Origin of the sequence: Bacillus sp. FSL W8-1143, from assembly GCF_037965155.1 — a bacterium.
GTDB classification, from domain to species: domain Bacteria; phylum Bacillota; class Bacilli; order Bacillales; family Bacillaceae; genus Bacillus; species Bacillus pumilus.
Genome location: NZ_CP150182.1, coordinates 3678802 through 3699339 on the forward strand (window position 1 = coordinate 3678802; position 20538 = coordinate 3699339).

At 43.1% G+C, this 20538-nt stretch carries 13 protein-coding genes; 10 read left to right on the plus strand and 3 right to left on the minus strand.

The window, feature by feature from the left end:
* Window positions 1-48 precede the first annotated feature (48 nt).
* Window positions 49-1254, plus strand: a complete 1206-nt coding sequence (locus NSQ36_RS18860) for a cytochrome P450 (protein WP_251190556.1) — start codon at window positions 49-51, stop codon at window positions 1252-1254.
* Between the two features lie 32 nt (window positions 1255-1286).
* On the opposite strand, the gene NSQ36_RS18865 is transcribed toward NSQ36_RS18860, so the two are convergent.
* The 3 genes from NSQ36_RS18865 to NSQ36_RS18875 all read right to left on the minus strand — a co-directional run bounded on the left by NSQ36_RS18865 (window position 1287) and on the right by NSQ36_RS18875 (window position 4372).
* The gene (locus NSQ36_RS18865) at window positions 1287-1700 is read right to left on the minus strand and encodes a VOC family protein (protein ID WP_003214623.1); all 414 of its coding nucleotides are present in this window, start codon (window positions 1698-1700) and stop codon (window positions 1287-1289) included.
* A 129-nt stretch (window positions 1701-1829) separates the two neighbouring features.
* On the minus strand, window positions 1830-3194 hold the full coding sequence (gene dnaB / locus NSQ36_RS18870) for a replicative DNA helicase (protein WP_003214779.1): 1365 nt from the start codon (window positions 3192-3194) through the stop codon (window positions 1830-1832).
* Between the two features lie 221 nt (window positions 3195-3415).
* On the minus strand, window positions 3416-4372 hold the full coding sequence (locus NSQ36_RS18875; protein ID WP_050944654.1) for a DUF4885 family protein: 957 nt from the start codon (window positions 4370-4372) through the stop codon (window positions 3416-3418).
* 109 nt (window positions 4373-4481) lie between these two features.
* Between NSQ36_RS18875 and NSQ36_RS18880 the strand changes: the two genes are divergently transcribed.
* The 9 genes from NSQ36_RS18880 (at window position 4482) to NSQ36_RS18920 (ending at window position 20517) form a co-directional block, all read left to right on the plus strand.
* Window positions 4482-5339, plus strand: coding sequence for a hypothetical protein (locus tag NSQ36_RS18880; protein ID WP_251190555.1), 858 nt, complete (start codon window positions 4482-4484; stop codon window positions 5337-5339).
* 567 nt (window positions 5340-5906) lie between these two features.
* Window positions 5907-6785, plus strand: coding sequence for an alpha/beta hydrolase-fold protein (locus tag NSQ36_RS18885; protein WP_251190554.1), 879 nt, complete (start codon window positions 5907-5909; stop codon window positions 6783-6785).
* Between the two features lie 7 nt (window positions 6786-6792).
* Entirely contained in the window at window positions 6793-7578 is a 786-nt protein-coding gene (locus NSQ36_RS18890) for a 2,3-dihydro-2,3-dihydroxybenzoate dehydrogenase (protein WP_003215196.1), read from the plus strand.
* A 26-nt stretch (window positions 7579-7604) separates the two neighbouring features.
* Window positions 7605-8786: an isochorismate synthase DhbC gene (dhbC, locus tag NSQ36_RS18895; protein WP_251190553.1), complete on the plus strand. Its 1182-nt coding sequence runs from the start codon at window positions 7605-7607 to the stop codon at window positions 8784-8786.
* 24 nt (window positions 8787-8810) lie between these two features.
* Complete coding sequence (locus NSQ36_RS18900) at window positions 8811-10430, plus strand: (2,3-dihydroxybenzoyl)adenylate synthase (RefSeq protein ID WP_251190552.1); 1620 nt, start codon at window positions 8811-8813, stop codon at window positions 10428-10430.
* A 19-nt stretch (window positions 10431-10449) separates the two neighbouring features.
* Window positions 10450-11358 (plus strand): isochorismatase family protein, encoded by a 909-nt coding sequence (locus NSQ36_RS18905; protein ID WP_251190551.1) that lies wholly within the window; start codon window positions 10450-10452, stop codon window positions 11356-11358.
* Between the two features lie 15 nt (window positions 11359-11373).
* Window positions 11374-18522: an amino acid adenylation domain-containing protein gene (locus NSQ36_RS18910; RefSeq protein ID WP_339206453.1), complete on the plus strand. Its 7149-nt coding sequence runs from the start codon at window positions 11374-11376 to the stop codon at window positions 18520-18522.
* A 20-nt stretch (window positions 18523-18542) separates the two neighbouring features.
* Complete coding sequence (locus tag NSQ36_RS18915) at window positions 18543-18770, plus strand: MbtH family protein (protein ID WP_003215360.1); 228 nt, start codon at window positions 18543-18545, stop codon at window positions 18768-18770.
* Window positions 18771-18894: 124 nt separating this feature from the next.
* A complete protein-coding gene (locus NSQ36_RS18920) occupies window positions 18895-20517 on the plus strand; it encodes a helix-turn-helix domain-containing protein (protein ID WP_339206455.1) in 1623 nt (540 codons plus the stop codon).
* Window positions 20518-20538 lie beyond the last annotated feature (21 nt).

Genomic DNA, 20538 nt, shown 5'->3' on the forward strand with positions numbered 1-20538 from the left:
CACAATGAAAAAAAGGAAGCATCTGACAACCTATAAGGAGTGATGATCATGGAAACAACAACCCCAAGTGCCGTGCAAAAAACGTTATTAAGAGGAAAAAACAAGCAGGACCCGTATCACCCATTTGATTGGTATGCCAACATGCGCCAGACATCACCTGTTCATTTTGACGAAGCCAGCCGAACGTGGAGTGTATTCACCTACGAGGAAGCAAAGCGTGTGACAATCGATAAAGATACCTTTTCGAGTCAGCCTCCTAAGAACCAGCGGAAGCATTCACTGATGAAAACAATGGTGATGATGGACCCTCCCAATCACACTCGTATCCGCTCCATTGTCAGCAAAGCCTTTACCCCTCGAGTCATGAAATTGTGGGAGCCTCGTATTCATGAATTAATGGATGAACTCATGGCACAACTTGAAGGAAAAAAAGAGATTGACCTAGTGCAAGACATTTCTTATCCGCTTCCTGTCATTGTCATTGCAGAGCTTTTAGGTGTGCCGTCAGAGCATAAACAATCCTTTAAAGAATGGTCAGATATTCTCGTCAGCATGCCTAAAAGTGAAAATGAGGAGGATGTAGCTGAATGGCAGAAAACACGTGACAAAGGAGAAGCTGACATGATGGCGTTTTTTGCAGACACCATTGAAAAGAAACGTCACAACCTCGGTGATGATTTAATTTCCCTCATCATTCAAGCGGAGGAGAATGGAGAAAAACTGTCAGCGGATGAACTAATACCATTCTGTAATCTTCTCCTTTTAGCCGGCAACGAAACAACCACCAACTTGATCTCCAATATGATTTTCAGCTTGTTAGAACAGCCGGGTGCCTATGAAGCGCTCGCCCAATCACCTGAACTCATCCCACGCGCGGTGGAGGAGGCCGTCCGTTTTCGTGCACCAGCTCCTACGATCGTCCGTTATGTCACAAAAGATACAGAGCTTGGAGGCAAAGTGTTGAAAAAGGGAGACAATGTGATTGTGTTTCTTGCTTCCGCCAACCGAGATGAGCGTCAATTTTCAAACGCACACGAATACGATATACACCGCCACCCTAATCCTCATATTGGTTTCGGGCACGGCATCCATTTCTGTCTTGGCGCACCACTCGCACGTCTTGAAGCATGTACAGCTATAAAGACTTTAATCGAACGATATGAGGCGTTAGAGCTCCTTTCTTACGTTCCGATGACAAGCAGCAGCATGTATGGACTGAAAGAGCTGAAACTGCGCGTCACGCCTCGTTCATAACAGAAAAAACTCCCGGGCATGGGAGTCTTTTTTTAAACGGGGGTGATTCCATCTGTGTTCATGAGCACAATGCGATACCCATCTGGGTCTTCAATGGTTGCTCCTCCCCGTTCCCAATATGGATTTGTAGAGGTGACTTGCCGTCCGCCAAATGAGATCAACCTCTCTTTCATTTGCTGAAATTCCTCAGCATTTGGAATATAGAACACAAGAAGCTGTTCTGGATGCGGGGAGGGCAGACTTTCTTCTTCTTCATGCTTCGTGATTTCTAAATGAACATGCTGATGAGGAAGTCCCAGCATGACGCCGTCATATCCTTCATGCTGATCAAACGAGCCTATTCGTTTGAGCCCTAAGCCTTCTTCATAAAAGGACACAACCTCTTCCATGTTGACGGTTGGGCGTGCGATGCGTAATTGAGCGGCTTCGAACTGTTGAAATTTCATCAGTCATCACTCCTTTTCTCCTTTTAGTATACGATTTCTCTGTCTTTCTCTCCTCCTCATTTCGACCGTTTTTCAATCATTCTTTCGATGTAGATCCATCAAAAAAAGCCCAGCTTCTTGAGCTGGGCTTTAAGCACCGGGCGGAACACCCGCATCGTCAAATCTTCTTTCCAGGTTGACGAATTTGTTATATTCTTTGACGAACGCCAGTGATACTGTACCAACTGGACCGTTACGTTGTTTAGCAATAATGATTTCAATAATGTTCTTATTCTCTGATTCTTTGTCGTAGTAATCATCACGATAAAGGAATGCCACGATATCGGCATCCTGCTCAATACTTCCTGATTCACGAATATCAGACATCATCGGACGTTTGTCCTGACGCTGCTCTACTCCACGTGAAAGCTGAGACAAGGCAATAACTGGAACTTCAAGCTCCCTTGCCAGTGATTTTAATGCCCTAGAGATTTCAGAAACCTCTTGCTGACGGTTATCGCTTGATCGTCCGCTCCCTTGAATGAGCTGTAAGTAGTCAATCAGGATCATGCCAAGACCGTTTTCTTGCTTCAAGCGGCGGCATTTCGAACGAATTTCACTTACTCTGATTCCAGGCGTATCATCTATGAAAATCCCACTATTTGATAGCGAGCCCATCGCCATTGTCAGCTTGCCCCAGTCCTCTTCTGTCAGATTACCGGTTCTTAGGTTCTGTGCATTGATATTCCCCTCTGCACAAAGCATACGCATGACGAGCTGCTCAGCCCCCATCTCTAAACTAAAGATGGCGACACTTTCGTCCGTTTTGGTCGCAACATTTTGTGCGATGTTCAATGCGAAGGCTGTTTTCCCTACTGATGGACGAGCCGCTACAATAATTAAGTCATTTCGCTGGAATCCAGCTGTCATCCGGTCAAGCTCGGAGAAACCTGTTGGAATCCCTGTGATATCGCCTTTTCGGTTATGAAGCTGTTCAATATTATCATATGTCTGAACAAGCACGTCCTTAATGTTTTGGAAGGCTCCTGAGTTTTTACGCTGCGCCACTTCCATAATGGTCTTTTCAGCATCACTCAACAGATCCTCTACTTCATCCTCACGCGTGTACCCATCCTGTGCAATGGTTGTCGCCGTGCGGATCAGACGTCTTAAAATTGATTTCTCTTCTACAATTTTTGCATAGTATTCAATGTTTGCGGCAGTTGGGACAGAATTCGCAATATCGGTTAAATACGAAATCCCGCCTACCTCTTCTAGTAAATCTGTATTGGCCAGTTCAGAAGTCACCGTAACAAGATCGACCGGTTCCCCTCTATCACCAAGTACAAGCATCGCATTGTAAATCTTTTGATGCGACATTCTATAGAAATCCTCTGGAATTAATACCTCAGAAGCGAGCGTGAGCGCAGATGGTTCTAAAAAAACAGCACCTAATACGGCCTGCTCGGCTTCTATATTTTGCGGCGGCAGCCGGTCATCGAGAAGTTCCGTCATGCCAAGCACCGTCCTTTCATAAAAAAAATACGCTACTCATCATTTTAACATTTTCATCAATAAAAAAGTGAAAAACATCGACTATAGTCAAAATTACCATGAGGATGTTTCGTTGAACAGCCAACCAACGCATCTCAATAGAAAAGACCCTGTAACATCAATTGTTATAGAGTCCTTCATTGCCGCTAATGGGATTTGTATCTGTTACCGTTCACATGTTGTTAATCGATCGTTTTCTTCACTCCATAATTTTCTTTTTGCCCAATGTCATGTAAAGACCCGTTTTGATAACCAATTGATAACACCAAATCGGGAATAGAATCAAACCCGTTTTTCGCTAGATCAAACAGCTGTGCTCCGTAATGTGAAGCGGCAATTCGTGCATGTTCTGCTGTGTATGGGTTTTTCAGGAGATCTTCTTTGTATATATCAAAAATATTCGTCCCTTTATCCGTTACAAATTGACCATTTACAATGCTTAAATCCTTTAAATTGTAGCCTGTGACCGTTTTGATTTGATTCACAAGATGGAACTTTGCAAGAGAATCAGGCGTGAATTGAGTAGAATCATCATTTCTACTTTTCATAATATGGAAAAACAATTCTCTTGTATTGTTGCTTGTATTTAATAGGTCTTCTATTTGTTTGGTCAGCGATTCATCTGTTGATCCACTCACCACTAATTTGAAATGATTTGGGTCAATGGTAAAAGTTAAATTTGTGTTTTTAGGAATGGTTATACCGTTTTTAGAGAATAAATCTTGCAATTGTTCGTTGACCTTTTGTCGATTGAATATTTTCTTTTCTACGCTTTCTTGGGTGGGATCGTACCGTTTTTCGTTACGGAAGATGGCGTCATTAAAGTCATATTGCCCTCCTTTTCCAGAATTAGCCCAGCCAATCTCCATCGTATATGCAGCTTCTCTTTCTACTTTAGTTAGATCACTCCTGAAATAAGGAGAGCGTGGATTTCGATACTTATCGTGTATATGACCATGGGGATTTTCGAAACGTTTATTTTGTTCATTTATTTTTTCGTATTTTTCATCTAATATTTTCATTCGTCTATCAGCTTCGGTCATTACATCATTTGTACTTTTGATAGCTGATTGACCCTTATAGTCTATTCGGTTCTGATTGTTTGAAGCACCTGCCATGTATGACGTATTAATATTCATTTTGATTCTCCTTTTTAAAAAAATTAGTGATTATTAAATATATCGGCAATTCAGTTAAAATTTGTTAGTTTCGGTCCGATATAGTAATTATTACAAGGAGGGTTAAAATATGACAAATACTATCTTCAAACGTTTTTTATTACCTGCATTGGTATTAGTGCTTGTTACTAGTTTTTTTGCGCCTAATTCAGCAGAAGCAGCAATTACGGGGAATAACAGTCCTAACACAGCAAGCTCAATGGGATATTGGAAATATAGTCGTCCAGATACGACAATCTTACCTGAAGGTGAAAATGAAGCGTATTATCAGTTCACGATCAATAAGGGTGAAAGGGTTTATGTGCGAAGTTCATATGATAAGCAATATACGGGGATGAAAATCGAGGTGTATAATTCGAAGAGTTCTAAGCCAGGATCAAGAGTAATTAATCCCGATTCAGTAACACCCTTTATATTCGCAAATACTGGTGACGTTACTTCTACTTCAGAAACTTATTTTGTAAAAGTGACCCGTGGTACATATACGGGGAATATGTATTTTACTGTCTCCATTCAAGATCGCATCAAATCTGGAAATGGAACATTCAATTTTACGGGAGCCGCTACCAACATGGGGAACACTTCTTTGAATTTTTTAGGAGTTGATTCTTCTATCATTACAATGGATTTAACGAGCAATTCTTCTATCCCTATAAATGCAATCGTTAAATCAATTTCAACAACGAGTACACAATCGCCTAACCAAGGAAATGTTACTCACAAGCTGATGGCTGATGAAAACAAGATTTGGAACGAATCCATTTTTTCATCTGCAACAAGTGGTTCTTACCGTATTTCTCTTGAAGATCAATTAAAAGTCGCGCAAAAATGGAGCTTTAAGTACAACGCAAAGGCTACAGCGAGATCTACTATGAGCAATGTCAAAGCCGATATCCGTTACGAATATGATGTCACAGATGGATTCTAATTGAATGGTGTTTACAGAATTAAAAAGTAAGGGTACATCCCTTACTTTTTTTAATTGTTATCATTCGCCACTCTTAAAAAAGCTGTGCATACTATTGAATCAGTTTTGAGATATGAGATCACCTACTTTTCGCAAAATCCTCCTCAATGTCCCTAAAAATACAAATGAGTCTATAGACTTATTTTTCCTCAAAATCATTTCAAGAAGAAAAGCCCATATTTATTCCTGTATCAAACAGAAGAAAATGGTAAAAATTCCGAGGCAGTCAAGGTCTTTTGACATTTCTCCTATTTTTAAATGACAAGGTCCGATATTCCCTATTTCAAATCATTTGTTAGTGAGTTAGTCCTTTATTTTCTGAATATTATAATAAAAAAATCAAGTACACAACTTGATGAACATTTGACTTCATAATTGATAACCATTATCATTTGTTTTGCTTGCGGATAGTTGAGAATCATTTTCATTTGGAGAAGCCATTCTTCAAGTACTACACTCATCCAATAGCTACAAGCCTGCTTTTATCATCGTATGAGAGTCGAATTTGAGGAAGGAGATTTGTCACATATGTCCAAACGCCCTGAAGGAATGGGTACTGAGGATTCTTTTTTCGGAGAAAGCCGTCCTTTTTTTATACCCGGGACGGAGCAACTAGATATCACAGCACACCCATACAGAATTTTTATATTTAAACCGAATACTACTCCTCCAGCGGCTGGTTTTCCAGTCATGTACGTGCTTGATGGGAATTCACTTTTTGGCACAATGGTCGAAGCCATTCGTTTACAGTCAAGAAGACCTGAAAAAACAGGTGTTGTACCTGCCATCATTGTTGGAATTGGCTATCAGACAGAAGCGCCCTATCATCCGCTCAGGCATTATGATCTCACTCTTACCAGCCCTGACGCTTCCATCGGGGGCAAAAGAAAAGACTTCTCCATCCATACATATGGTGGGGCCTCTGCTTTCTTTTCTTTTTTAGAAAAGACTGTGAAGCCTTATATTGAGCAACGCTTTCCGATCAACCTAAGTCGTCAAACACTGTTTGGGCATTCTCTTGGCGGTCTTTTTGTATTACACACACTATTTGAGCACCCTGATGCTTATCAGACATATATTGCAGGCAGTCCTTCTATCCACTGGAACAAAAATTTATTTCTAGAAAAAGAACACCAATTCACCAACCGCATACGTCAGGTGCCTATGAATGTCAGGCTGCTTGTAGGTGTAGGTGAGTTAGAAAAACATCATCCATGTCAAATGAATGCTCATGCAAAGTCACTAGCAAATCGTATGCTGCCTTTATCCTCATATGGCTTACATACGGCCTATCACGAGTTCCCTGAAGAAGGACATACGTCCGTTTTACCGGTGCTGATGAATTACGCTTTTCGTTTTGCGCTCTATCATGATGATCTTACAACCACAGACATGAAAGAAAGGTAGTGAACGTATGAAACATAGTGGTCTATCTCAAAAGATTGCCCTTGTCACAGGCGCAGGGCAAGGTATCGGGCAAGCAGTCGCAAAAAGACTAGCCGACGAAGGTGCGATCATTGCAGCAGTTGACGCAAATGAGGATCAGCTTCAAAGCACCGTCCATCAAATGAATGATGAAGGCTTACGTGCCTTTGCCTATCCAGGTGACATTACCGATCAAGCATCTGTTCAGCACATTATCAATCAAATTGAAAAACAGCTTGGACCCATTTATTTACTAGTCAATGTAGCAGGCATTCTTCGAATCAGTTCTATTGACCAGCTTAGTGCAGATGACTGGCAACAAACCTTCGCAGTCAACACACATGGTGTCTTTTATGTATCACAAGCTGTCTCCAAATACATGATGAAAAGATCAGCAGGGGTCATTGTGACCGTCAGTTCTAACGCAGGTGCCATTCCTAGAATGAATATGGCTGCCTATGCCGCTTCAAAGGCAGCAGCTACTTCCTTTACAAAAACGCTTGGATTAGAGCTGGCAGACTATGGAATCAGATGCAATGTTGTCTCTCCTGGCTCTACCGCAACACCTATGCAATGGGCTTTATGGTCTGATGAACAAGGCGCAGACCATGTGATCAAAGGGTCATTAGAGACGTATAAAACCGGTATTCCTTTACAAAAAATCGCTGATCCTCAAAACATCGCTGATGCAGTCATCTTCTTTGCATCTGAACAATCCAGTCATATTACGATGCAGAATCTCACGATTGATGGTGGCGCAACACTCGGAATCTAGCATTTCATCAAAAAGGAGGCCTTTTCATGAAACATTCATTATTGCCGTCAGAAGAAAAAGTACAGTTGATTCAAGACTATCAGCCAGGCGCTTTTTTCCTTGCTTCCCCTAAACGTACAATACTTGCAGAAGGGATTTTCCAGTATATTGAAACCAATCAGCTCAATGAACTCTCCACAAGGGTAGCGCACGTATTTGACACTGCCAAACAAGCTGGTATTCAATCACCAATTATTGCTGGTGCTGTTCCGTTTGATCCGGCGCAACCCGTTCGTTTAAATGTGCCAATCCATGTACAGTTTAGTGATCCACTCGAATTTCATCAAGGTGATGAGGAATCGGAAGTGACATCGCCATCCTATGAGGTGACACCTGTCCCTTCTCCTGAAGTCTACATGAATGGTGTGAACGAAGGGTTAGCTAAAATTGAAAAAGGAGAGCTTAGCAAAATCGTCATTTCTCGATCTCTCCATCTCAAATCAAATCAAGACATTCATACGAAAGCAATACTCGAACGGCTGGCTCGTCACAATACGACTGGCTATACGTTTGCTGCAAATGTAGCTGATCCGAAATCTCCCCAAAAGCGCACACTTCTTGGGGCAAGTCCTGAGCTGCTTCTTTCAAAAATGGGCTCATCTGTGATTTCCAATCCACTCGCTGGTTCTCGGCCGCGTAGTTCAGATCCAGTAGAAGACCAGCGCCGTCACGATGAACTCCTTACTTCAGCGAAGGATTTACACGAGCATGCAGTGGTTGTCGACGCTGTCACTAAAGCGCTTGCTCCTTACTGTCGTAAGTTAGATGTGCCTGTATCACCATCCGTCATACAAACAGAAACGATGTGGCATTTATCTACTGTCGTAAAAGGTGAATTAGCAGATTCCAGTGTATCCTCAATTGATTTAGCGCTGAGCCTTCATCCAACACCCGCAGTATGCGGAACACCTACAGCAGATGCACGTGAAGCAATCCAAGCAATTGAACCCTTCGATCGAGGATTTTTCACAGGAATGATCGGCTGGGCAGATGCAAATGGTGATGGTGATTGGATTGTCACCATTCGTTGTGCAGAAGCTGAGGGTCAATCCCTTCGCCTCTTTGCTGGTGCAGGAGTGGTCAAAGGATCTAAGGCAGAAGAAGAGCTAGCCGAAACATCTGCAAAATTTAACACGATGCTTCGTGCGATGGGCATCCACCAGCTATAAAAATACATAGGAGATGACAAAAACATGTTTGTTCAACCACCTACATGGCCAGAAGAATTTGCAAAACGCTACCGTGAAAACGGCTGTTGGCGTGGAGAAACCTTTGGCGGTATGCTTCGTGAACGCGCCATATCGTTAAGGAATAAAACTGCGATTACATACGCTGATACGCACATGAGCTACCAAGAACTTGATGAGCGCGTCAGCAGTCTTGCCGCCGGTTTCCACCAGCTTGGAATTCAAAAGGGCAGTCGAGTTGTCGTGCAGCTTCCTAACATTCCTGCTTTTTTTGAAGTCATTTTCGCTTTATTTCGAATCGGTGCTTTACCCGTCTTCTCACTGCCATCTCATAGAAGCAGCGAAATCACTTATTTTATTGAGTTTGCCGAAGCAGATGCATATGTCATACCAGATATCCATGATGGCTTTGATTATCGATCACTCGCACGTCAAGTGAAAGAAAAGCTTCCCTCATTACCTCATGTCATTGTTGCAGGGAAGGCTGAGGAATTCCTTGACTTGGATGATCTGCGCAAGGACCCAGCACTTGATCCTCAAATTCATGTAGAGGCAAGTGATATTGCATTTCTTCAGTTATCAGGAGGCAGCACAGGCCTTTCTAAGCTCATACCTCGTACACATGATGACTATATGTATAGTCTTTGGAAAAGCAATGAGGTGTGCGAGCTCACAAAAGATAGTGTGTATTTAGCTACACTTCCAGTTGCGCACAACTATCCATTAAGCTCGCCTGGAGTCCTTGGGACGTTATACGCAGGTGGAAGAGTCGTTCTTGCACCTGGATCAAGTCCTGATGTCGTCTTTCCACTCATTGAAAAAGAACGGGCAACAATTACCGCAGTCGTTCCGCCTATTGCATTGATCTGGCTAGAAGCCGCTCCACATCGATCAGATGACTTATCGAGTCTTGAGGTTTTACAAGTCGGTGGTGCTAAATTAAGCGCCGAGGCAGCAAAACGAGTGATGCCTGCCCTTGGGTGTAAGTTACAGCAAGTTTTTGGCATGGCCGAAGGTCTGGTCAACTATACCAGATTAAATGATCCTGAACATGTCATTATCCACACACAAGGACGCCCGATGTCTGAATATGATGAGGTACTAGTGGTAGATGATGAGGACAAGCCCGTCCCGAATGAAGTGGCTGGACACCTTTTAACAAGAGGACCTTATACGATTCGCGGCTACTATAAAGCCGATGAACAAAACAAGAAAGCATTTACAGCCGATGGCTTTTACAGAACAGGTGACATCGTGCGATTAACAAAAGAAGGAAATGTGGTAGTAGAAGGCAGAGACAAGGATCAAATCAATCGTGGCGGCGAAAAGGTTGCCGCTGAAGAAGTTGAAAATCATTTACTTGCGCATCCTGACATTCATGATGCCGCCATGGTGTCCATGCCAGATCCGTTTCTTGGCGAACGCTCATGTGCCTTTGTTATTGCGAAAGGAAACAACAAGCCAGCACCACACGCCTTAAAGTCATTTCTAAGAGAACGCGGGCTCGCTGCCTATAAAATTCCCGACCGCATTGAATGGATCGAGGCGTTCCCACAAACAGGTGTAGGCAAAGTCAGTAAAAAAGCATTAAGAGAATTAGCTTCAATCCATACTGCCAACGTATAAAAAAAGAGGAGTGAAAACCATGGCAATCCCTACTATTCCTGCGTATCCAATGCCAAGCATACAAGATTTACCCGAAAATAAAGTGAACTGGATCCCTGATCCGAAACGTGCTGTCCTGCTAATACATGACATGCAGCAATATTTTTTAAATGCATTTCAACAAGATACTTCACCGATCACAGAGTTAGTGCAGCATATTGAACAATTACGTGATACATGCAAAGAACTTGGCATTCCTGTCGTCTATACAGCTCAACCTGGTGACCAAGACCCGAAGGATCGTGCCTTATTAACAGATTTTTGGGGGCCTGGACTTGGTAATGATGAAGCATTGACAAAAATCATTGATCAGCTTGCTCCATCTGAAGCAGATACAATGCTGACAAAATGGCGTTATAGCGCATTCAAAAAATCCAATTTTTTAGATATTCTTCACGAAGGCGGGCGTGATCAACTGATCATTACTGGCGTATATGCACATATTGGCTGTATGCTGACAGCCGCAGAAGCATTCATGCTCGATATTGAAACCTTTTTTGTCGCCGATGCCGTCGCTGACTTTTCACTTAAGCATCACAAAATGGCAATGACCTATGCAGCTGAACGCTGTGCGGTAACCACAACGACAAGCCAAATCATTCGTCGTTTAACAGGACAGGAAGCAGACGGTGATGATCTATCCTTTGATGCTATCGTTCACCAAGTAGCTGAGTATATCCAAATCGAGCCGAATGAAATACCGTTTGACGAGAATCTCGTCTATCTTGGACTTGATTCTATTAGAATGATGAGTCTAGCGGAAAAATGGAGACAGCAAGGAGCGACAGTCAATTTCGTTGAGCTTGCAGCTAATCCAACGCTCACGTCTTGGCGAGCTCTTCTTTTCCCAGAAAAACAGCCATCTATCCCAAATATCGATTACTTGTAAAGGAGGTATAGACCCTTGTCGATCCAGTCAGTCGATTCATTCCCACTAACCGGTGCCCAATCAGGCATTTGGTATGCGCAGCAGCTTGATCCATCTAACCCTATTTTCAATACAGCTGAGTATATAGATATTAAAGGTCCTATTGATCCCGTACACTTTGAAGCAGCCATTAGAAAGACTGTCTTAGAAGCAGATTCCTTGTATATGCGCTTCGTTGAGGATACTGACGGTCCAAAGCAATGGTTGATATCTAAGAAAGAGATTCCATTTCAATCTATCAATTTACAAAATGAAAAACAGCCGCTTGATGCGGCTAAAGCATGGATGAAGACAGACCTTGCAACGCCAGTCTCTTTAGAGAAAGATGTATTATTCCGTGAAGTACTTTTTCAACTTGCTGACGACCGTTTTATCTGGTATCAGCGCATTCATCACATTGCCATTGATGGATTCGCCTTTTCGCTCATTGCACGTCGTGTTGCTGAGGTCTATTCAGCCCTATCGAAAGGGACACCTGTGGCTCCTCAAACATTTGGAGCCTTACTTGACGTAGTCCAAGAGGAGATCACCTATCAACAGTCCAATCGGTATGATGATGATCGAGCATTTTGGAAAAATCGCTTTGCTGATCAACCTGAAATTGTCAGCCTTGCTGAGCTTGCCCCAAGAACGTCGGATCATTTTATCCGCAAAACGGCTAGCTTCGATGCCGAAAAGGTAAGCAAAATGAAAAAAAATGCTCAATTTTTCGGTGGTACGTGGCATGAAATGATTCTTGCGGCATCCGCTCTATATATGCATCGTATGATTGGTGCACATGATATTGTTTTAGGATTACCTGTTATGATGCGCCTTGGATCGTGCGCCTTGCAAACACCCGGAATGGTCATGAACCTGGTACCGCTTCGTTTAACATGCAAACCAGAAATGACGCTCTCAGCACTTGTTCGCCAAGTATCTGATGAACTGAAAGCCATTCGTCCTCATCAAAGATATCGTCATGAAGACATGCGGAGAGACTTTAAACTCATCGGAAGAAATCAACGATTATTCGGCCCGCAGATCAATATCATGCCATTTGATTATAATCTCAAGTTCGATCAGAGCATTGGTCAAGCACATAATCTTTCAGCAGGACCCGTAGATGATATATCGATCAACATATACGACCGCGCAGATGGAAACGGATTTCAAATCGACTTTGATGCAAACCCTGCCGTTTACAAAGAGCAAACAATTGATGCTCATCAGCAGCGTTTTCTTCAATTGCTGGAGGAAATAACCGGACTAGAGCAAGATCAGACGATCAGTCAATTCAACCTTCTTTTGTCTGAAGAAAAAGAGAACATTCTCAAGCACTGGAATGATACAAAACGAGAATTACCAAAAGAATCTTTACGGGAACTATTTGAAAAACAAGTCAGCAAAACACCACAAGCAAAAGCATTACAGTTTGAAGAAATCACTTTGACCTACGAAGAGTTGAATCAGCGGGCAAATCAATTGGCTCATTATTTGAAAAAGCGCGACATTGGACCAGAACAATTTGTCGCAATTGCTCTGCCTCGTTCCATCGATATGGTCGTAAGTCTATTAGCCGTTATCAAGACAGGAGCCGCATATCTGCCACTAGACCCTGATTACCCTAACGATCGTGTCACCTATATGCTAGAAGATGCCAAACCGGCGTGCTTGCTCACAGTCAAAGAGACAGCAGACGGTTTGGAGCATCCGCACATCGTTCAACTGGATGATTCAATTGTTCATCAGGAGATAGCAGGCAGCCCGCATCTCAATCCGACCTGGAACGAAGGCTCCCCGCATCATCCGGCTTACATCCTCTACACGTCAGGATCGACAGGGAAGCCTAAGGGTGTTGTTGTAACAAAACGAAATGTGATCAACTTTATATTGTCTATGCAAGATTCATTTTTATTAGATCAAGGGGACCAGCTTTTAGCGGTAACGACCATTGCCTTTGATATTTCCGGGCTAGAAATGTTCCTCCCGCTTTTACATGGTGCCGCTATATTATTAGCAAAAAAAGAAACGATACAAGAACCAGCAAAGCTTTCAGACATGATTCGTTCTCATCATGTCACAATCATGCAGGCAACACCAACGTTGTGGCATGCGTTAGCAGATGATTACCCTGACGTGATAACAGGTATGCGTGTTCTTGTTGGAGGAGAAGCACTCCCTGCCTCCCTTTTGCACACATTACAATCTCTTCAATGCGACATTACCAATTTGTACGGACCTACAGAAACGACGATCTGGTCTACCATGGAAAATGTCACAGCACATCGAGAGAATAGTGGACCGGCGATTGGCAAACCCATTTGGAATACGAGCATTTACATTTTAGATGAAGGACTAAACCCAGTCCCAGCAGGATCAATCGGTGAACTTTATATTGCAGGTGAAGGAGTATCCAGAGGATATCTTGGACGATATGACTTAACGGCTGAACGATTTGTCGCTGATCCATTCGGCACAAAAGGCACGAGAATGTATCGCACGGGTGATTTAGCCAGGTGGCGTGAGAATGGCTCGATTGATTATATTAGCCGTGCTGATCATCAAATTAAAATTCGCGGCTTCCGTATTGAACTAGGTGAAATTGAAACAGTTATTATGCAGCACCCAGCCATAAAGCATACATCCGTTATCGTTCGGGAGGATCAACCTGGACAACAGCTGCTTTGTGCGTATGTTGTGCTAACAGACGACTCTTCTCTTCACCCTTCAGAGCTTAGGCAGTTTGTGGCTGCGTTACTTCCAGACTACATGGTGCCTTCTGCTGTTGTCTTTTTGCCGGAACTTCCACTTACACCAAACGGCAAAATCGACCGCAAAGCATTGCCAGTGCCAAATATGTCTTTAGTTAGTTCTGAGCGTACACCTAGAACACCCCAAGAAGACATGTTATGTAGTTTATTTGCAGAAACCCTTGGTCTATCTCAAATTGGCATAGATGATAGTTTCTTTGATTTAGGCGGACATTCTTTACTTGCCGCTCGTCTGCTTAGACGTATACGCGATACATTCGGTGCAGACCTAAGCATGAGCACCATTTTTGAATCACCTCGAGTCGCTGAACTTGCACAGCACTTAGACAAAGCAAAGGACATTCGGCCGCCGCTTCAGGTAGAAAAAAAGCCAGATGAAATTCCATTATCCTTTGCCCAAAAACGGCTCTGGTTCCTTCATTGCCTTGAAGGTCCAAGTCCAACTTATAATATTCCACTTGTCATTCAGCTGACAGGTACATTAGATCAAAAAGCTCTCAGTGGTGCTTTAGCAGATATCACTGAAAAACATGAAACCCTTAGAACCATCTTTCCAAATAAGAACGGCATGCCAAGACAGGTTATTTTACACCCGAAAAGTGTTCAGCCTGAACTCCACGTCACAGCTTCAAGTGATCAACAAATTGATAATCAGTTAAACGAAGCCATTCGCTATAGCTTTAAGATTGAAGAAGAGCCTGCACTTCGAGCTGAATTATTCATACTTGATGCAAATCGATCCGTGCTGCTTCTATTGCTGCATCATATCGCTGGTGACGGCTGGTCACTTGCACCATTGACACGAGACTTAGCTGCTGCTTACGAAGCCCGTATACAAGGAAAATCAATCTCCTTGCCAGCCGAACCTGTTCAATATGCTGACTATGCTATTTGGCAGCAGAAGCTGTTGGGCAGTGAGGAAGAGACGGATAGTCTATTTGCCAAGCAGCTTACCTATTGGACAGGTGCCTTACATGACCTGCCTGAAGAACTGGAGCTTCCCTATGACTACCCGCGTCCACAGGAAGGAAGCTTCAACGGTGCTACGATCGACTTTGCGATTGAGCCCGCTTTACACCAGCTGCTCCTTGAACTTGCAAAGCAGCATCAGGTGAGCTTGTTCATGGTGCTTCAAGCATCACTTGCAGCATTACTGACACGTCTTGGAGCGGGAACAGATATCCCTATTGGCAGTCCAATTGCTGGGCGGAATGACGATGCACTTGACGACATTGTGGGATTGTTTGTGAATACACTAGTATTACGAACAAATACAGCTGGTAATCCAACCTTTAGTGAGCTATTGAAGCGAGTGCGAGACGTTGACTTAGCAGCCTATGAGCATCAGGATCTGCCATTTGAACGGCTAGTGGAAATTCTAAATCCAAACCGCTCCAGATCACGCAATCCATTGTTCCAGGTCATGCTTGCCTTCCAAAATACACCGAAGGCGGAAATGAAGCTGACACAACTTGATTCAGATCTTTACGTGAAACCAGTAGGATCAGCTAAATTTGATCTGACCATCGAATTAACAGAACAAAGAACTGAAACTGGGTCAGCAGCAGGATTAACAGGATTGTTTGAATTCAGCACAGATGTATTTAAACAAAGTACCATTCAAGCAATCGCTGCCAGAATGAAGCGCTTTTTAACAGAGATAGCTGAGCGCCCACATCTGCCGATTGGTCAAGTGAACATTTTATCAGATAAAGAGCGGCAAACATTTCTACCTGACAAAAAGACATTCGCTCAGTTAGACCAAGCACTTCGTCTCCCGACCTTATTTGAAAAAACGGTGCAGCAATATCCTGATCGAGTGGCAGTAACGGATGGCAAGTGGCAGCTTACCTATGAAGAGTTAAACAACAAAGCCAATCGTCTTGCTCATTTATTAATAGAAAGAGGCGTTGGACCAGAACAGTTCGTTGCACTTGCCCTGCCTAGATCAATCGATATGCTCGTCAGCCTATTAGCCGTTCATAAAGCAGGCGCAGCCTATGTTCCGCTTGATCCTGATTATCCAGCAGACAGGCTGGCATACATGATACAAGATGCCAAACCAGTTTGCAGCATCACAACAAAAGCAGCTGCATTGCATCTCCCTGCTGATTGCGATTTGATTTTGTTAGACGAAAAAGAAACAAATGATCAATTACAGATTACGCCAAATCACAATCCGGCTGATATAGACAGAATTGAGCCGCTATCTCCTCTGCATCCGGCCTATATTATTTATACATCCGGATCTACAGGGAAACCAAAAGGAGTGGTCATCCCACACCAAAATGTCATCCGTCTTCTGACATCTACTGAACATTGGTTCCATTTTGATGAAGAGGATGTTTGGACAATGTTCCATTCGTATGCCTTTGACTTTTCAGTTTGGGAAATATGGGGGCCCCTTTTATATGGCGGTCGGCTTGTCATTGTTCCTCATACCATCTCTCGTTCTCCAGAAGAGATGCTGCAGCTTCTAGTCGATGAAGGTGTGACTGTGCTTAATCAAACACCTTCTGCCTTCTATCAGCTCATGCAGATAGACAAGGAACAACAAACACTTGGTCAAGCATTATCACTCCGCTATGTCATCTTTGGCGGTGAAGCATTAGAGCTTAGCAGATTAGAAGATTGGTACAGCCGTCACTCAGACTGCAAGCCAAAGCTAATTAACATGTACGGCATTACAGAAACCACCGTACACGTTACGTACAATGTACTCAATCGAGACATGATCGCAAAGAAATCCAGCAGCTTAATAGGCGAACCGATTCCTGATTTACACGTGTACGTACTTGATGAATACCTACAACCTGTTCCACCTGGCACGACAGGTGAAATGTATGTAGCTGGAGCTGGTTTGGCAAGAGGTTATCTAGGCAGGCCTGACCTGACATCAGATCGATTCCCTGCCGATCCTTATGGAGCACCTGGCACAAGGATGTATCGAACTGGCGACCTCGCTCGCTGGACAGAAGAAGGGGCACTTGATTACATTGGCAGAGCTGATCATCAAATTAAAATACGCGGGTTTAGAATTGAACTTGGAGAAATCGAAGCCGTTCTATCACGCCACGATGCAGTTGCACAAGTTGCAGTCATTATGCGAGAGGATCAGCCTGGCGACAAACGCTTAGTCGCATACATCGTCACAACTGAAGAAGAGCGTTTCGATACAGAGACTCTTCGCCATTTTGCGTCAGCCAGTCTTCCTGATTACATGGTGCCTGCGGCTTATGTACAGATTGATACGATGCCACTTACAGCAAACGGGAAGCTTGATCAAAAATCACTACCGGCACCTCAATTGCATATACAGCAAACGGATGGCCGCGGCCCAAGAAACCCGAAAGAGGAAGTTCTATGCCACCTCTTTGAAGAGGTGCTTGATTTGCCAAAAATCAGCATTGACGATCGCTTTTTTGACATTGGCGGGCATTCCTTACTTGCGGTTCGTTTAATCAGCCGCATTCGTGATGCACTTGGTGTCAAACTAAGCATCGGAACGTTGTTTGAAGCACCAAATGTTGCAAGTTTGGCAGAGAAACTAGAAACAGGAAGCGATGAAAACGCACTAGAAATCCTGCTGCCGCTACGAACAAATGGAGAAAGATATCCTCTCTTCTGTGTTCACCCAGCTGGTGGTCTTAGCTGGTGCTATGCAGGTCTCTTGAATACATTAGAGAAAGACATCCCTATTTATGGATTACAGGCAAGAGGAATCGCAAGAAAAGATGACTACCCGCACACACTAGATGATATGGCTGCGGATTACATCAAGCACATCCAAACGATTCAGCCAAAAGGTCCTTATCATCTTCTTGGCTGGTCACTAGGCGGAAACGTTGTACAGGCAATGGCTACACAACTCCAGCAGCAAGGTGAAGAAATTGCTCTCGTTGCGATGCTAGATGCCTATCCAAACCATTTCTTACCGCTTAAAGAAGCACCCGATGAAGAAGAAGCACTAATCGCTCTTCTTGCACTCGGGGGTTATGATCCAGATACCTTAACAGGTGAACCGCTCACGATGAAAAGTGCTGTCGACATCTTGAAGAAAGACGGCAGTGCACTAGCAAGCTTAAATGAAGATGCCATTAGAAATCTAAAGGAAACCTATGTCAATTCAGTTCGATTGCTCGGAGAATATCAGCCAAAAACTTATCATGGGGACATATTATTCTTTAGATCTACCATTATCCCAGATTGGTTTACACCAATTGATCCCGAAGCATGGGCACCTTATATCAACGGAACCATTGAACAGCACGACATTCATTGCCGGCACAAAGACATGTGCCAGCCTAAACCCCTAGCAGAAATTGGTGTCATCTTAGACGACTCTCTGCATCGGGTCAAACAAAAGCACTAAGAATAAAGGAGAGATGACAAATGACAAATCCCTTTGATCGTGAAGACGGTGTATTTCTTGTGCTTGTCAATGAACAAGGACAGCATTCACTTTGGCCATCATTTGCACCAGTGCCAGATGGGTGGGAAAAGGTCTTTGGTGAAGACACTAGAAATGCCTGCATCGATTATATCCAGACACACTGGCAGGACTTACGGCCATTAAGCTTAACAAAAGAACCTGCGCTAGCACATGGAAAAACAGACTAAATCATCGCGCCCTGATCTGACTCAGGGTGCTTTTTTGACAGAATAAACATCACCATCTTTCCAACTCTTTCTGCTACAATTTAATTGAGAATGTTTATCAATCAATAAGAGATCAGGTGGTTTTATGGGAAATAATCAATTACGTACAATGGCAAAGGCAGAACAATTCATCTATCGATTGACATTTGCTGAAAAAATAAAGAATGCAGAGCTTCCGCATAAGGAGCAGCAATTATCAGATACATTTTGCCTCCTCGTTAGCATAAGCAGCAGCGGCTTACTCACGCTGAACGATCAAAAATGGCGATTGAAAAATCTAACGCTCTATACAATTCTGTCTGATGAGACATTTATGTTAAAAACAAAGCCTTATCAAAAACACGAGCTCTATCTGCTTCGCTTTCAAATGTACACGCCGCAAGGTCAACACATAGAAGAAGTATCAACTGAACATGCCCGGTCTTTACTGAATGTATGGCAATTTATCGATATTAGCTCAATTGAACAAATTCATTCTTTACTGTCCGAAATGACAGAGGAATGGAAAAGACATGAATCCGTTAGCTTTTTTAGAAGCCAATCCCTTTTTCAACAGCTCATCCTGCAGCTTTTCACACTGCATAATGAAGATATTTGTGACACGACACATGCCCTTTTCAAAACAAAACAATATATTGATCAACATTCCGAAGAACCCCTCAGCCTTACAAGTCTATCTCAAATGGCTGGCATCAGCGCCAATCATTACAGTGAGCTATTTAAAAAGCATTTTAATGTGAGTGTCACTGATTATATCACCAAGAAAAGGATGGCTAGAGCCAAACAGCTAATGGCAAAAGGCAACGCAAAGCTCAAAGACATTGCACTGGAAATCGGCTATCAAGATCCCTATTACTTTAGCCGCATCTTTAAGAAAAAAACGGGCATGACCCCTTCTACTTATATGAAAAGCCGTCAGCGGAAAATTGCAGCCTATGGCCATTCCATACTCGGTCAGCTCACACCCATTCATATCATCCCGTATGCTGCCCCTCTTCACCCTAAATGGACAGCACATGATTTTGAGCATCATGCAGAAGAAATCCCGATTCACCTGAGTGCACATCGGATCAATGAGCACGCTGAAGCCAATTTACAGCAATTAAAGGAAACAAAACCTGAGCTGATCATTGCCAATGATCATGTGACAGAGGAAGAAAAACAAGTGTTGAAAACCATCTGTCCTGTTCACTTTGTTCCATTCACCCATTTGGATTGGCGCACTCAATTCAGACAAACAGCTATGTTCCTAAACGAAGCGAAGGAAGCAGAAGAATGGTTGATTCATTATGAGGAGCTCGTCATTCAGGCGAAAAAGACATGCCTTTTTGATCATCCACCAAAAACCGTCCTGCCTCTTCGTATCTTTCAAGATCAACTCTACTTGTCTGTAAATCGCACCATGTCAGAAGTGATTTTTCATGATATTGGTCTTCTGCCAGCTTTTCAGAATGATGGACAGCTAATAGAAAAGAAAATCACCATTCGCTCCATACAACAGCTAGATCCAGACGCCATCTTCCTCTACTTGCATAAGGAGCCAAAAACCCTTGCTTTTTATCAAAAGTTAAAGCAACAGGAAGATTGGCAAAATCTCAAAGCTGTGGCGCAACAAGCAGTCTATCCACTAGCATCTGACCCTTGGCGTGAATACACAGCAGCCAGTCATAAACGAGTCATTCAGGACCTTTTATCTTTTTTTCCGTAAAAAGTCCATCATTTGACAGAG

Bases quoted from the DNA above. Each gene is read 5' to 3' on its own strand.
- NSQ36_RS18875 (WP_050944654.1), bottom strand. From the start codon at position 4,372: ATGAATATTAATACGTCATACATGGCAGGTGCTTCAAACAATCAGAAC.
- NSQ36_RS18860 (WP_251190556.1), top strand. From the start codon at position 49: ATGGAAACAACAACCCCAAGTGCCGTGCAAAAAACGTTATTAAGAGGA.
- NSQ36_RS18915 (WP_003215360.1), top strand. From the start codon at position 18,543: ATGACAAATCCCTTTGATCGTGAAGACGGTGTATTTCTTGTGCTTGTC.
- NSQ36_RS18865 (WP_003214623.1), bottom strand. From the start codon at position 1,700: ATGAAATTTCAACAGTTCGAAGCCGCTCAATTACGCATCGCACGCCCA.
- NSQ36_RS18885 (WP_251190554.1), top strand. From the start codon at position 5,907: ATGTCCAAACGCCCTGAAGGAATGGGTACTGAGGATTCTTTTTTCGGA.
- NSQ36_RS18900 (WP_251190552.1), top strand. From the start codon at position 8,811: ATGTTTGTTCAACCACCTACATGGCCAGAAGAATTTGCAAAACGCTAC.
- NSQ36_RS18920 (WP_339206455.1), top strand. From the start codon at position 18,895: ATGGGAAATAATCAATTACGTACAATGGCAAAGGCAGAACAATTCATC.
- dhbC (WP_251190553.1), top strand. From the start codon at position 7,605: ATGAAACATTCATTATTGCCGTCAGAAGAAAAAGTACAGTTGATTCAA.
- dnaB (WP_003214779.1), bottom strand. From the start codon at position 3,194: ATGACGGAACTTCTCGATGACCGGCTGCCGCCGCAAAATATAGAAGCC.
- NSQ36_RS18880 (WP_251190555.1), top strand. From the start codon at position 4,482: ATGACAAATACTATCTTCAAACGTTTTTTATTACCTGCATTGGTATTA.
- NSQ36_RS18905 (WP_251190551.1), top strand. From the start codon at position 10,450: ATGGCAATCCCTACTATTCCTGCGTATCCAATGCCAAGCATACAAGAT.
- NSQ36_RS18890 (WP_003215196.1), top strand. From the start codon at position 6,793: ATGAAACATAGTGGTCTATCTCAAAAGATTGCCCTTGTCACAGGCGCA.